Below are 13,046 nucleotides of genomic sequence, written 5' to 3'. Positions count from 1 at the left end.
ACGCTCCGGTTCAGTCTGCGCAAGGGGTTGGCACGGGATCAGCAACATAGGCGCGCAAAAAGGCGATCACCTTCTCGGCGGGCATTTCGCAGGGATAGAGCCTTGGGCCGCTGGCCAGATTGTAAAAGTTCATGCTGATGTAATCCCCGCCGCCCAGTTCTTCTGCCACCAGTTTGGTCGACCGTCCGGCGTTAAACTGGTTGCGGGTGACGATATAGCGTTTGTCGCAAGCGCGGCCAGTGCTGGTGCCTGCCGGAACCGCCGCCAAGAGGGCGGGCAGGTCCGCAGGGGGTGTCACGTTTTCTGGCCGATCTTGGGCTCGGAGCCCGCGCGGATGCGGGAGATATTCGCCCGGTGCCGCCAGAAGATCAGCAATGTCAGCACGACGCCAAGGACGAACCCCTGACCGTAGCCCAACAGTATCAGCAGAAAGGTCGATGCCGCCGCTGCGGCAATCGCTCCGATGGAGGATGTGCGCGACACGGCAACCGCAATCGCCCAAGCCAGACAGCATGCCAGACCAACCTGCCAGGATAGTGCCAGCATAATCCCCAGAAACGTCGCCACGCCCTTGCCACCGCGAAAGCCCAGCCAGACCGGATAGCAATGGCCCAACATCGCCGCCAGCGCCGCGATCTGTGCGGCATCCTCGCCCGCGAACATCCGCGCGATCAGCACTGCCACCGCCCCTTTGGCCGCGTCCAGAACCAGTGTCAGCGCAGCCGCCGTCTTGTTGCCGGTGCGCAGTACATTGGTGGCACCGATGTTGCCGGACCCGATCTCGCGCAGGTTGCCCAGCCCCATGAACTTCGCCAGCACCATGCCAAAGGGGATCGACCCCAAGAGGTAACCGACCACCGCCCAAAGCGTTAGAATCGTGACAGAGCTATCAACTATCGGCATCAGGCGGCCTCATATACACAGGTTCCGGCAACGTATGTTGCCAGCACCTTACCCTGCATGCGCGTGCCGTCAAACGGGGTGTTGCGGGATTTGGAGCGGAGGGTGGCGCGGTCCATCACAAAGGGCGCATCGGCATCGAAAAGCACCAGATCGGCAGGTGCGCCCGCCGACAACCGCCCACCGGGCAGGCCAAGCCGCTTGGCAGGGTTCAACGACAGCGCCCGCCATAGGGTCGCCATGTCCATCAGTTCAGCATGCACCAACCGCATCGCGGCGGGCAGCAATGTCTCGAGCCCGACAGCACCGGAGGCCGCTTCCTCGAACGGCAAGCGTTTGGATTCCTCGTCTTGCGGCGTGTGCATACTGCAAATGATGTCGATCAAACCGGAGGCCACGGCTTCGGCCACGGCAAGGCGGTCTTCTTCGTCGCGCAGCGGTGGCTTGAGCTTGAAGAAGGTCCGGTAGTCGGCCACGTCCAGCGCGTTGAGCGTGAGGTGATGAATGCCGACACCTGCGGTGATGTCGAGCCCGTTGCGCTTGGCGCGTTCCAGCGCGGGCAGGGCGCGGGCGGTGGTGATCTGGTCGGCATGATAGCGTGCGCCGGTCATCTCGATCAGCGCAATGTCACGGTCCAGCCCCATCCGTTCGGCCATTGGCGACACGGCGGGCAAGCCGCGCAGCGAAGCGAACTTGCCGGAGGTTGCGGCAGCACCCTTGCTGAGCCCCGGGTCCTGCGGGTGGGCAATGACAAGCGCACCCAGCGAGCGGGCGTAGGTCAGCGCGCGAGAAAATACTTTGGTATCGGTGATCACACGGTCGCAATCGGTAAAGGCCGCCGCACCCGCATCCATCAGAAACCCGATCTCGGTCATCTCGCGACCGGCGCGGCCTTTGGTCAGCGCCGCCATCGGGACGACATTGACAGGTGCTGCCTCATTGGCGCGGCGGGTGACGAATTCGAGCACTTCGGGGCTGTCGATGGTAGGGTCGGTATCGGGGCGGGTGATCATCGTAGTGACCCCGCCTGCAGCGGCGGCCAATCCGGCGGAACGATAGCTTTCCTTGTGCCGCTCACCCGGTTCGCAGACCTTAACGCCCAGATCGACAATGCCGGGGGCAAGGTATTTGCCGCGACAATCGATCACCGTGGCCTCCGCAGGCGCTGTAATATTCGCGCCGACTTGGGTAATTTTGCCACTCTCAACAAGGACAGAGCCGATGGTGACGCTGCCGGCTTCGGGGTCAATGAGGCGGGCATTGGTGAAATGAAGGGTCATTCAGGGCCTTTATCGCAGGGGCGTGCCGTTCGCGGTGTCTTGCCCTAAAATGCCCGCTGAACCAAGAGCGAATTGCGGATGTTGCGCCCCGTTGCTTCTGCCAACCCCGTTTGCGGGCTTAGACGGGCCGCGGCAGCCTGTCGCGGATTTGCTCGGCTGTCTCGGTGGGAAATGGCAGATAGCGCAGGGTGATGCGCTGGCCCGATGCCAATTCCACCACCACCCGATTGCCGATGCGCGTCATGACCTTGCGGATATCGCCAAGCGGGATGCTGACCGAACCGTCCCGGTCCTCATGCAGCAAATGGCCATCGGAAATCTGCCAGCGGTCAAATTTATAGGTGCGCCAGCGTAGAATATCGTCGACGAGAAACCCAAGCGTCAGTAGCGCACCAACAGGCAGAACCCAAGCAAGCGGTAACTCCAGCAATGAGGAAGCGATCAGCCCGACCCCTGCCAGAATGGCAAATGTCGCCATCCCGAGCATCAAGCTGCGGCGCAGAAATACATCGCGTTTCGGGGCCCAGCTTAAAACCGGGCCCATCTCAGCCGACCCAGAGCATCAGGCCGACGACAGCAAAAGCGACCAGCAGCGCGATCATCGCGATGCGGCCTGACATTTTCGGATCGGGTTTTGGTTCTTGCATGACGGGATGCTACTCTAATCGGTCCACTGGATGAAATGGTATTTCAGGGTGGTGGCGCATATCCTGCGCAAAAGCCCAAACCTTAGGCAAAAGCCCAGAACAGCAGCAGCCCGAGCAAAACAGCAAGCCCCACGATCACCATTGTATTGGCAGGCTTTCCCCGTGGCGGGGTGACGGGGCTCATCTGCGGCGAGCCGGTATAGGGCTTGGCTGCTTCGCTGGGGATCGGGCTGATCTTGCGCTCTAGCCGCTCCTCGTCATAGGTGCCAATCAAGGTCAGTTCTTTGGCGGGATGCAGGGTCCGCGCTTTGCCTCGAAACGCACTTGAGTAAACAATCAGCGCCCAGCCACCCAAAGCGCTCAGCTTGCCGCGATCCCGCTCGATCTGCGCGGGTACGGCACCATTACCTTCAGTCAGGTATCCGGCCAGCCCGATTTCATCCAGATCATCGGTACGGATCACATCCACAAATGTCGGGTCGATCCTGTCGGTGCCAAGCATCGCAGCAACCTCGGCCTCCGATCCGGCCTTGCGGCTGTCACTCAGGGCTCTGGCAGCATTTTCGTCTAGCGAAAGCGAAAATACGCGGATTTTCCCCTGCTCGTTGGCAGGGATGTCGATGGCGGCCATTGCGGGTCCTTTCGGGGTTGCTGCGGGTGCACAGCGGCTCAACCGATCAACCCGCTACGAGTTCCCGCATTTGCTGTCAGGCCGCGCGGGTTTCGCGCAGATTGCGGGCCAGAAGGTCCATCGCGGCCATTCGCACAGCGACGCCCATCTCGACCTGATCCTGAATGACACTGCGGTTGATGTCATCCGCCAGCGTGCCGTCAATTTCGACGCCGCGGTTCATCGGTCCGGGGTGCATGACGATGGCATCAGGTTTGGCATGCGAGAGCTTTTCGGCATCCAGCCCGAAACGGTGGTAATATTCGCGCTCGCTGGGGATAAAACCGCCGTCCATCCGCTCCTTTTGAAGGCGCAGCATCATCACCACATCAACGTCCTTCAAACCTTCTTCCATATTATCAAAAACCTCGCAGCCGAACTCGGCAATGCCAGCGGGCATCAAGGTTGGCGGGCCAATCAGGCGAATGCGATTTTCCATCTTGCCCAGCAGCATGATGTTGGAGCGTGCCACGCGGCTGTGCGCAATATCGCCGCAAATGGCGATGGACAGACGATGCAAGCGGCCCTTGGCGCGGCGGATTGTCAGCGCATCAAGCAAGGCTTGGGTTGGGTGTTCGTGGCGTCCATCACCGGCGTTAAGCACCGCGCAATTGACCTTTTGCGCCAGCAGATCGACTGCCCCTGATTGCGGATGCCGCACCACCAGCAGATCGGGGTGCATGGCGTTCAGGGTCATTGCTGTATCAATCAGGGTCTCGCCCTTTTTGATCGAGGACGCCTGCATCGCCATGTTCATCACATCCGCGCCCAACCGTTTGCCAGCAATCTCGAAGGACGCCTGCGTGCGGGTCGAGTTTTCGAAGAACATATTGATCTGGGTCAGCCCTTTGAGCGCGTCGCCGTGTTTGTGGGGCTGGCGATTCAGATCGGCATAGGTGTCGGCCAGCTCAAGGATCGCGGTGATATCGGCGGGCGAGAGTTGTTCGATGCCAAGCAGGTGACGGTGGCGAAAAGACATGGGCGATACCTGTTCTGAGAGTCCGGCCCTTATAGGCGCGTCGAGCCCCGTGCGGCAAGCACGCGAAGGGGATTTAGCTTGGCGGGCTCTGCGCGTAAGCTTGGGGCATGGAATCAGCGCACTATCATCAAGACTTGGCCCTGCTGCACTGGCAGATCGAACTCGGCGTGACCGAAACCATCTGTGACGCGCCGGTCAACCGCTATGACTTGCCCGCCACCCCCGAAAAACCGGTGGGCGTTGCTGCGGCGGTGGGCAAAGGCCCTGTGGCCCTACAAGAGGCCGATGTGGTGGGCGAGGCGACCCGCAGCGCTGCTGCCGCCCCCTCACTGGAGGCGCTGCGCGCGGCGATCACGGCGTTCCCGCATTGCGAATTGCAAAAAGGGGCGCGCAATTTCGTGGCGGCCGAGGGCGGGCCTGATGCCCGTGTTATGGTCATTGGCGAGGCCCCCAACCGCGACGAAGACCGCGCGGGCAAACCTTTTGTCGGGGCTGCGGGGCAACTGCTCGACCGGATGCTGGCGGCCGTCGACATGGGCCGCAACCATGCCGATACGCCGGTGTACGTCACCAATTGTCTGCCGTGGCGCCCGCCGCAGGACCGCGACCCGACGCCCGAGGAAATCGCGATGCTGCGACCGTTTTTGTTGCGCCAGATTGCCTTGGTCAAGCCACAGGCGATTGTCGTGATGGGCAATGGTGCCTGCCAGATGGTGCTGGGGCGGCGGGGCATCACGCGGTTGCGCGGCGAATGGGCCAAGGTCTCTGGCGTTCCGGTCTTGCCGATGTTTCACCCCGGCTATCTTTTGCGCAATCCTGAAGCCAAGCGCGATACTTGGGCTGATCTGTTGTCGCTCAAACAAAGGCTGCGCAATGGTTGATCCGCTGACCCTTCTGGCGTTCGCACCGGCTGCACTAGCGCTTAATCTGACACCGGGGGCGGATATGATGTTTTGCCTCGGGCAAGGGCTGCGTTCCGGCCCTCGGGCGGCGGTAGCGGCCAGTGCTGGGATTTCCGCAGGCGGTTTGGTGCATGTGACGCTGGCGGGTCTTGGGCTCGGGGCGCTGGTGGGGGCGGTACCGTGGGCCTTCGAGGTGATCCGCTGGGGCGGCGTTGCCTATCTGTTGTTCTTGGCGGTGCAGGTATTGCGGCAAGCGCAGACGCAGCGGGACGGGGCACCCGGCTTGAGCGTGGGCCGCGCCTTTGCCACCGGATTTGTGGTAAACCTCACCAACCCGAAGGTTATCCTGTTCGTGCTGGCCTTTGTGCCGCAGTTCGTCCGGCCTGAAGCGGGCAGCGTTTTGGCGCAGTTTCTGGTTTTTGGCGCGGTGCTGGCCCTTGGCGGCTTTATCATCAACGGCGCGGTGGGCGTTTTTGCCAGTGGCATCGGGCGGCGGCTGGTGCGTGGTGGGCGGGCGCTGGGCTGGATCACCAGCGGGATATTTTTTGCCTTGGCCGCGCGGCTGGCTTTGTTGGAGCGGACATGAGCACGATTGACGAAACGAAAGAGTTTATTCCGGTACGTATCGCGGTTCTGACCGTGTCGGACACCCGCGATCTGGCCGATGACCGGTCGGGCGACGTGCTGGTCGCGCGGATCGCGGCAGCGGGGCATGTACTGGCTGAGCGCAATATCCTGCGCGACGAGCGGGCGCTGATCGCGGACCAGTTGCGCAGCTGGTGTGCGGATGGCGAAATCGACGTGATCATCAGCACCGGGGGCACGGGGCTGACCGGACGCGATGTCACCGTTGAGGCGCACCGCGATGTCTACGAGAAAGAGATCGACGCCTTCGGCACAGTTTTTACCATTGTCTCTATGAACAAGATCGGCACCTCGGCCGTGCAAAGTCGCGCTACGGGGGGCGTGGCCAATGGCACCTATCTGTTCGCTCTGCCGGGCAGTCCGGGGGCCTGTAAGGACGCATGGGACGAAATTCTTGTGAAGCAACTCGACTACCGCCACAGGCCCTGCAACTTTGTCGAGATCATGCCACGGCTGGACGAACACCAGCGCCGCAAGTGACCGCGACGGAGCAGTGCGCAGGATAAAAGTGCAGGCCGCGCTAGATAAATGCGACGGAACCGGCAGAGCGGTGCGTATGACTTGATATGGCCAGTTGAGGGCGGTGCGTGCACGCGTCCCCGATCCGGCGTTTTGACAAGGAATTGAGGGACGATGCGGTTTCTGCGTCAAAGCATGATTGGTCTTTTTTTGGCGGCTGCCACCTTGGGGTGTCTGGTCTTTGCTGTGGTCATTGTGCAGGGCGCGGTGCGCGACCGGTTGGCCGACGCGCCCAAAGCGCCGCCCGCACGCGAGCGGGTGTTTTCGGTCAATGTGGTGCAGGCCGAAATCGAAAATATCGATCCGGTGTTGGAGACCTTTGGGGAGGTGCAAAGCCGCCGCAAGCTTGAGCTTCGTGCCGCGCAGGCGGGGCGGGTAACTTTGTTGTCAGACGATTTCGAAGATGGCGGCGCGGTGCGTGCCGGTCAGGTCCTGATCGAGCTTGATCCTGCTGAGGCGCAGGCCGCCGTGGACCGTGCGTTGAGCGATGTGGCGGACGCCAAGGCCGAGGTCGACAATGCCGCGCGGGGGCTGGAACTGGCCCGCGACGAGTTGACAGCAACGCAAGATCAGGCCGAAGTGCGCGCGCGGGCTTTCGAGCGGCAGCGCGACCTTGCAGATCGCGGTGTTGGCACAGCAGCGGCGACCGAGACCGCTGAACTGGCCGCCTCCGCCTCGCGGCAGGCAGTGGTATCGCGGCGGCAGGCTTTGGCGCAGGCTGAAGCGCGGGTCGATCAGGCGACGACCTCACTGGCCCGCGCCCAGATTGCCCGTACCGAGGCCGAGCGCGCCTTGGCCGACAGAACGTTGACCGCCCCCTTTAACGGCACCCTCTCGGAAACCAACGTCGTGGTCGGGCGTTTGGTCACTGCCAACGAGCGGCTGGCAGAGCTGCTCGATCCCGATAATCTCGAAGTATCCTTTCGCATTTCCACGGCACAATATGCGCGGTTGCTTGACGCCGAAGGCCGTCTTGTCCCCGCGCAAGTCACTGCACGGCTGGATGTCGCGGGCATTGATCTGAGCGCTGCAGGTGTCATCACCCGTACCAGCGCGGCGGCGGGCGAGGGTGCGTCCGGCCGCCTGATCTTTGCAACGCTCACCGCACCCGTTGGCTTTAAGCCCGGCGATTTCGTTACCGTGCATGTGGTTGAGCCGACACTTGAAGATGTGGTGCGGCTGCCTACGAGCGCCTATGGGACCGATGGCACCGTGCTTGTGTTGGACGCCGAGGACCGTCTGCAAGCGGTCGAAGTGACATTACTGCGCAGGCAGGGCGATGATGTATTGGTGCGGGGCGATCTGGCGGGGCGCGAGGTGGTTCAGGCACTATCGCCGCTGTTGGGGGCTGGCATTGCCGTCAAGCCACTGCGTCCGCAACAAGAGCCGGCGCAAAAGCCCGCAGAGCCCGAGATGGTGGAACTGACCGATGAGCGCCGCGCCCGCTTGATCGCTTTTGTCGAAGCGAACCGCCAGATGCCGCAGGACGCCAAGGCGCGGGTGCTGTCGGTGTTGGAGAACCGCCAAGTTCCGGCGCAGATGGTTGACCGTCTGGAAAGCCGGATGGGGGGCTAGACTATGGCACCGAAACAACTGGCGCCGGGGCGGGGTATCTTGTCGTATTTCACGCGGCACCGCACTGCTGCGAACTTGCTGCTGGTTTTGCTACTGGTGCTTGGTGCGGCTGCGGCCCCCCGGATGCGGGCGCAGTTTTTCCCCGATGTTGTGCTGGATAACGTGACAATTGCTACCGTCTGGTCCGGCGCGGGGGCCGATGACGTAGATACCGGAATTGTCCAAGTTCTGGAGCCTGCCCTGCTCGGCATCGAAGGGGTGGAGAGTGCGAGCAGTACCTCGCGCGAGGGGCGCGGCACTGTTGTGCTCGAATTCGAAGCCGGATGGGACATGGCTCGCGCAACGGCGGATGTGCAAACCGCCGTTGATGCGATCACCACACTGCCTGAAGATGCCGAAGATCCGGTCGTGCGGCGCGGCGCATGGCGTGACCGTGTGACCGATGTGGTGATCACCGGACCTGTTGGCACCGATCAACTGGCGCGTTTTGCCGACGAGTTAGTGATCCGGCTCTTTGCGCTGGGGGTGACGCGCACCTCCGTTCAAGGGGTCGCCGCGCCGCAAACTTTGGTCGAGGCGCCATCGGCCAAGCTGGTCGCCTATGATATCTCCATGGCCGAAATCGCCAGCGCCATTGCCGCGGAGGCGGATGCCGCCCCCGCGGGGGATGTGGCGGGCGCCAATGCGCGGGTGCGAACCGGCACCGCGAAACGCACCGCGCAAGAGATCGCACAGATTGTCCTACGCTCGAACCCCGATGGGTCGAGCCTGACCATCGGCGATGTTGCTGTGGTCACCCAAGAGGGGTTGGATCGCAACGAGGGCTATTTCGTCGGCCCCAATCCGGCGGTGACGGTGCAGGTCGACCGGTCAGACCGTGGCGATGCCATTGCCATTCAGAAACAGGTCGAGGCCGCTGCTGCGGACCTACAGGCGAGCCTGCCTGCCTCGGTCAGGGTCGACCTCATCCGCACCCGTGCGGAGGCGATCACGGGGCGGCTTGATCTGCTGATTGATAACGGTCTGATGGGGCTCGTGCTGGTCGTGGTGCTGCTGTTTTTGTTCCTCAACGCGCGCACGGCATTCTGGGTGGCGGCAGGTATCCCTGCGTCAATGGCAGCGGCGCTGGCCTTCATGTATGCGGCTGGCATCACCATCAACATGATCTCGCTTTTCGGTCTGATCATCACCTTGGGTATCGTGGTCGATGACGCCATTGTGGTGGGCGAACACGCCGATTACCGCTTCAAAAACCTTGGCGAAAGCGCGGTTGAGGCCGCTGAAAATGCTGCCAAGCGCATGGCGATGCCGGTCTTCGCCGCCACGCTTACCACCGTCATTGCGTTTTTCGGGCTGGTCGCCGTAGGGGGGCGGTTTGGCGATCTGATCAAGGATATTCCGCTGACGGTAATCGCCGTACTCTGTGCGTCGTTGATCGAGTGTTTCCTGATCCTGCCCAACCATATGGCCCATGCCATGCGTGCCGCGCGGCGCGAGCATTGGTATGATCTGCCCAGCCGCGTGGTGAACCGTGGGTTTGTCTGGCTCAGGGATCGTTTGTTCCGCCCGTTCATGGCGGGGGTGATCATCGCGCGCTATGTGGTGCTGGCCGGTGCCATGGCGATCTTGGCCAGTCAGGCCGCCTTGTTCATTCGGGGCGACGTGCAGTGGCGGTTTTTTAACGCGCCTGAACAGGGATCGGTCAGCGGCAATTTCGCCATGACCGAAGGTGCCACCCGCGCCGACAGCCTTGCGATGATGCGCGAGATGCAGCGCGCCACCGAAGAGATCGGGGCCGAATACGCCGAGAAATACGGCACTAACCCGCTTGATTATGTGGTCGCACAGATCGGCAGCAATGCAGGGCGCGGCTTGCCCGGATCAGATGCAAAAGACGCGGACCTGCTCGGCGGTATCTCCATCGAATTGATCGACGCCGATCTGCGGCCCTATTCCAGCTTTGCCTTTGTCGCTGATCTACAGGACCGCGTCATCAACCATCCGCTGGCCGAAACCGTCAGCTTTCGTGGCGGGCGGTCCGGTCCGGGGGGCGACGCGCTGAATGTACAGTTTTACGGCGCGGAAACTGCCACGCTCAAGGCCGCATCGGAGGATTTGCAAGCGGCACTGGCCCAATATAGCGAAGTTAGCGCCGTGCAGGACAACCTCGCCTATGACAAGGAAGAGCTGATCCTCGATCTGACGCCGCAAGGGCGGGCGCTGGGCTTTACCATTGACGCGCTGGGCCGCGATCTGCGCAACCGTCTGGGCGGGATCGAGGCCGCGACCTATCCGGACGGGCCGCGCTCGGCCACCATCCGGGTGGAGCTGCCCGAGGGCGAGCTAACCGCAGATTTCCTCGAACGCACCCAGTTGCGCACGCCCGAGGGCGCCTATGTGCCACTTGGCGATATTGTCAGCGTCGCGCGGCAGTCGGGCTTTGGCACCGTGCGGCGCGAAAACGGCATCCGTCTCATCTCGGTCACCGGCGATATCTCAGAGGATGATCCCGCGCGGGCCAGCGAGATCAGTCAGTTTTTGCAGGACGACATTCTGCCGCGCATCGCATCGGAGCGGCAGGTCGAGTTTAAAATTGCGGGGCTGAGCGAACAGGAGAACGAATTTCTAAGCGACGCGCTCACGGGGCTGATATTGTGCCTGACAGGTATCTTTCTGGTGCTGGCGTGGATTTTTGGCTCGTGGACGCGACCTCTCGTGGTGATGGCGATTATTCCCTTCGGCTTGGTTGGTACCATCTATGGCCATGCCCTGTGGGAAATTCCGCTGAGTATGTTCACCGTCGTCGGGCTGTTGGGGATGACGGGAATTATCATCAACGACTCCATTGTTTTGGTCACCACGATCGACGAATACGCCCAAACCCGTGGCTTGGTGCCATCGATCATCGACGGAGCGGCGGACCGTTTGCGGCCCGTGTTTCTGACCACCGCGACCACTGTGCTGGGCATGTCGCCGCTGCTCTATGAGAAAAGCCAGCAGGCACAATTTCTCAAACCGACGGTGGTGACGCTCGTCTACGGCTTGGGGTTTGGCATGATTCTGGTGCTGCTCGTTGTGCCTGCGCTGATCGCAGTTCAGCATGATGTGGCGCGGCAGATCGCGGCGATGCGGCGCGGTCTGCGGGCGCGTGTGCCATCCATGCGCTATGGTCTGCTGGCGCTTTGGGGTTTGGTGCTGGTCTGGTGCGGCGCGACCTTGGGCTGGGCGGCACTGCAAGGTGGCTTGCATCCGCTGTTTGCGCGTATGGCTCCGGCACTGGCGCAAAGCGCGCCGATGGCGGCGGCGCTGTTGCTGTTTCTGGCGGGGGTCACGGTACTGGCGCTGGCCGGATACGCGCTTGGTGCACTGACCTACGGGCTGGGGACGCGACGCGCACATACCCAGTAACACGATTAACCTGCCGTGCAGCCGATCACATCTACGGCGTGGTTTTTACCCAACACAGTGATCCGGATCGCGGAGCGGTCAATAGCCAAAGCGCTGCCATCCATGCTGACCAGATCACCCACGGCAACGAGCTCTTTGCCGGTGCGGGTGGTGGTGGTTTCGCTGCTCCAGATGTTGGGCTGGCCTGCTTCGATGACGACGACCTCCTCCCCGCCCGACGGTGGCATGGTCAGTCGCGTCTCAAGCTGCACGCCCTTCTCGGTTGGCTGCGTCACGCAGATTGCCGATGTTACACCCGCCTCGGCAGCACTGTATGGCCGCGAGGCCAGCGCCGCCGCGATGGCGGGCGTGGGGGCTGTATCATCGCTGTGCAACGTCGCGTTCAGGCGGAGCAATTCGGGCATGCAGATATCGCGGCAAACGCCAATGTCCAATTCGGCCGAAAGCGAAACTGCAGTGCCAACGGTCTGCGGCGTGATGGTCAGCGGCAAGATCACCACATCCGAATAGACGATGCTGCGCATGCCGTTTTGGTCGTAAACCTGGGGCGCGGGCCATGTGACGCTTACGTCTTTGATATTCGTCGAGCCGGACCAATCGAACTGCGGCGGGATACCGGCATCGCCCGGACTGCGCCAATAGGTCTTCCAGCCCGGCGCCAGCGTCAGTTTGAGCGCGGCAATAAGGGTTCCGTCGGCCTGTTGCCACCCGGTCAGGATTTCTGCCAGCACCGGTTTTTGCACAGGAGACTGCGCGGAAACGGGCAAAGCGGCGGCGATAATAAACGCAATGGCGGTGCTGGCTGGGTGTATCATAGGTCATAGATGGGCCAAGCGATGCCAACTGCCAAGTCACGTTTGCTTCATTGTTGTTACCTCGCGGTCTTGCCAGCTTGGTCGCGCGGGGTCATGCTTGGGTGGGCATCACCAGGAAAGAGCAGTCCGCACATGGGTACCGAGCAGATGGATTTGACGGGAAAGCTGTTGCTGGCAATGCCGGGCATGGCCGATCCGCGCTTTGCCCATGCTGTGGTGTATATGACCTCCCACAGCGACAAAGGCGCGATGGGATTAATGGTCAACAAGCCCGCGCCGGAATTACGCCTGTCGGATGTGTTGGATCACATTCTTGAGGGGGCAGGGCTAACGGATGCGACCTTGGGCGTGCATATGGGCGGCCCGGTCGAAACGGGGCGCGGCTTTGTACTGCATTCCAGCGATTATGTCTCCGACATTGGTACCCTGAAAATTGCGCCAGAGTTTTCGCTAACCTCGACCTTGGACATTCTCGAAGACATCGCAGCAGGGCGTGGACCGCGCAAGGCGCTGTTGACCTTGGGCTACGCCGGGTGGGGGCCGGGCCAGCTTGAGGCCGAGATTGGCCACAACGGCTGGCTCACCTGTGACGCGCAGGCTGATCTGGTCTATGGCAAGGATGACGCGGGCAAATGGGGGGCGGCGCTAAATTCCATCGGGATTGACCCTCTGGGCTTGTCGTCGGCAGCAGGGCGGGCCTAGCGGC

13 protein-coding genes are annotated in these 13,046 nt (G+C 62.1%); 6 read left to right on the top strand and 7 right to left on the bottom strand.

The features are described from left to right. Positions 1-10 precede the first annotated feature (10 nt). The 6 genes from BM174_RS01740 to BM174_RS01715 form a co-directional block, all read right to left on the bottom strand. Positions 11-298: a hypothetical protein gene (locus BM174_RS01740; protein ID WP_245766234.1), complete on the bottom strand. Its 288-nt coding sequence runs from the start codon at positions 296-298 to the stop codon at positions 11-13. Continuing rightward, on the bottom strand, positions 295-903 hold the full coding sequence (gene plsY / locus BM174_RS01735; RefSeq protein WP_093922086.1) for a glycerol-3-phosphate 1-O-acyltransferase PlsY: 609 nt from the start codon (positions 901-903) through the stop codon (positions 295-297). Before plsY ends, BM174_RS01740 begins: the two co-directional genes overlap by 4 nt. Further along, positions 903-2,180, bottom strand: coding sequence for a dihydroorotase (pyrC, locus tag BM174_RS01730; protein ID WP_093922085.1), 1,278 nt, complete (start codon positions 2,178-2,180; stop codon positions 903-905). The genes plsY and pyrC overlap by 1 nt, the downstream gene beginning before the upstream one ends. Positions 2,181-2,298: 118 nt before the next feature. Continuing rightward, positions 2,299-2,724 (bottom strand): hypothetical protein, encoded by a 426-nt coding sequence (locus BM174_RS01725; protein WP_093922084.1) that lies wholly within the window; start codon positions 2,722-2,724, stop codon positions 2,299-2,301. Between the two features lie 185 nt (positions 2,725-2,909). Then, positions 2,910-3,458 (bottom strand): hypothetical protein, encoded by a 549-nt coding sequence (locus BM174_RS01720; protein WP_093922083.1) that lies wholly within the window; start codon positions 3,456-3,458, stop codon positions 2,910-2,912. Between the two features lie 76 nt (positions 3,459-3,534). Continuing rightward, entirely contained in the window at positions 3,535-4,476 is a 942-nt protein-coding gene (locus BM174_RS01715) for an aspartate carbamoyltransferase catalytic subunit (RefSeq protein ID WP_093922082.1), read from the bottom strand. A gap of 107 nt (positions 4,477-4,583) precedes the next feature. Between BM174_RS01715 and BM174_RS01710 the strand changes: the two genes are divergently transcribed. The 5 genes from BM174_RS01710 to BM174_RS01690 all read left to right on the top strand — a co-directional run bounded on the left by BM174_RS01710 (position 4,584) and on the right by BM174_RS01690 (position 11,525). Continuing rightward, a complete protein-coding gene (locus BM174_RS01710; protein WP_093922081.1) occupies positions 4,584-5,357 on the top strand; it encodes a uracil-DNA glycosylase in 774 nt (257 codons plus the stop codon). Further along, positions 5,350-5,964, top strand: coding sequence for a LysE family translocator (locus tag BM174_RS01705; RefSeq protein WP_093922080.1), 615 nt, complete (start codon positions 5,350-5,352; stop codon positions 5,962-5,964). The genes BM174_RS01710 and BM174_RS01705 overlap by 8 nt, the downstream gene beginning before the upstream one ends. Further along, positions 5,961-6,503 carry a molybdenum cofactor biosynthesis protein B gene (gene moaB / locus BM174_RS01700; RefSeq protein ID WP_093922079.1) on the top strand — a complete coding sequence of 181 codons (543 nt, stop codon included), beginning with the start codon at positions 5,961-5,963 and terminating at the stop codon, positions 6,501-6,503. The genes BM174_RS01705 and moaB overlap by 4 nt, the downstream gene beginning before the upstream one ends. A 153-nt stretch (positions 6,504-6,656) precedes the next feature. Then, positions 6,657-8,117, top strand: a complete 1,461-nt coding sequence (locus tag BM174_RS01695) for an efflux RND transporter periplasmic adaptor subunit (protein ID WP_093922078.1) — start codon at positions 6,657-6,659, stop codon at positions 8,115-8,117. A 3-nt stretch (positions 8,118-8,120) separates the two neighbouring features. After that, positions 8,121-11,525 (top strand): efflux RND transporter permease subunit, encoded by a 3,405-nt coding sequence (locus tag BM174_RS01690; RefSeq protein WP_093922077.1) that lies wholly within the window; start codon positions 8,121-8,123, stop codon positions 11,523-11,525. Between the two features lie 5 nt (positions 11,526-11,530). Here BM174_RS01690 and BM174_RS01685 read toward each other — a convergent pair whose 3' ends face one another. Beyond that, positions 11,531-12,340: a protein-disulfide reductase DsbD domain-containing protein gene (locus tag BM174_RS01685; RefSeq protein ID WP_093922076.1), complete on the bottom strand. Its 810-nt coding sequence runs from the start codon at positions 12,338-12,340 to the stop codon at positions 11,531-11,533. 132 nt (positions 12,341-12,472) lie between these two features. Here BM174_RS01685 and BM174_RS01680 point away from each other — a divergent pair, with 132 nt between their 5' ends. Then, positions 12,473-13,042, top strand: a complete 570-nt coding sequence (locus tag BM174_RS01680; protein WP_245766233.1) for a YqgE/AlgH family protein — start codon at positions 12,473-12,475, stop codon at positions 13,040-13,042. Positions 13,043-13,046: the final 4 nt, after the last annotated feature.

Origin of the sequence: Sulfitobacter brevis, assembly GCF_900112755.1 — a bacterium.
Classification (GTDB): Bacteria; Pseudomonadota; Alphaproteobacteria; order Rhodobacterales; family Rhodobacteraceae; genus Sulfitobacter; species Sulfitobacter brevis.
Note: the sequence above shows the minus strand (reverse complement) of the source record. Positions and strands in the feature narration are given on the sequence as shown.

Coding starts and splice junctions, on each gene's coding strand:
- BM174_RS01715 (WP_093922082.1), bottom strand. CDS start 4,476: ATGTCTTTTCGCCACCGTCACCTGCTTGGCATCGAACAACTCTCGCCC.
- BM174_RS01695 (WP_093922078.1), top strand. CDS start 6,657: ATGCGGTTTCTGCGTCAAAGCATGATTGGTCTTTTTTTGGCGGCTGCC.
- BM174_RS01725 (WP_093922084.1), bottom strand. CDS start 2,724: ATGGGCCCGGTTTTAAGCTGGGCCCCGAAACGCGATGTATTTCTGCGC.
- plsY (WP_093922086.1), bottom strand. CDS start 903: ATGCCGATAGTTGATAGCTCTGTCACGATTCTAACGCTTTGGGCGGTG.
- BM174_RS01690 (WP_093922077.1), top strand. CDS start 8,121: ATGGCACCGAAACAACTGGCGCCGGGGCGGGGTATCTTGTCGTATTTC.
- BM174_RS01680 (WP_245766233.1), top strand. CDS start 12,473: ATGGGTACCGAGCAGATGGATTTGACGGGAAAGCTGTTGCTGGCAATG.
- moaB (WP_093922079.1), top strand. CDS start 5,961: ATGAGCACGATTGACGAAACGAAAGAGTTTATTCCGGTACGTATCGCG.
- BM174_RS01720 (WP_093922083.1), bottom strand. CDS start 3,458: ATGGCCGCCATCGACATCCCTGCCAACGAGCAGGGGAAAATCCGCGTA.
- BM174_RS01685 (WP_093922076.1), bottom strand. CDS start 12,340: ATGATACACCCAGCCAGCACCGCCATTGCGTTTATTATCGCCGCCGCT.
- BM174_RS01705 (WP_093922080.1), top strand. CDS start 5,350: ATGGTTGATCCGCTGACCCTTCTGGCGTTCGCACCGGCTGCACTAGCG.
- pyrC (WP_093922085.1), bottom strand. CDS start 2,180: ATGACCCTTCATTTCACCAATGCCCGCCTCATTGACCCCGAAGCCGGC.
- BM174_RS01710 (WP_093922081.1), top strand. CDS start 4,584: ATGGAATCAGCGCACTATCATCAAGACTTGGCCCTGCTGCACTGGCAG.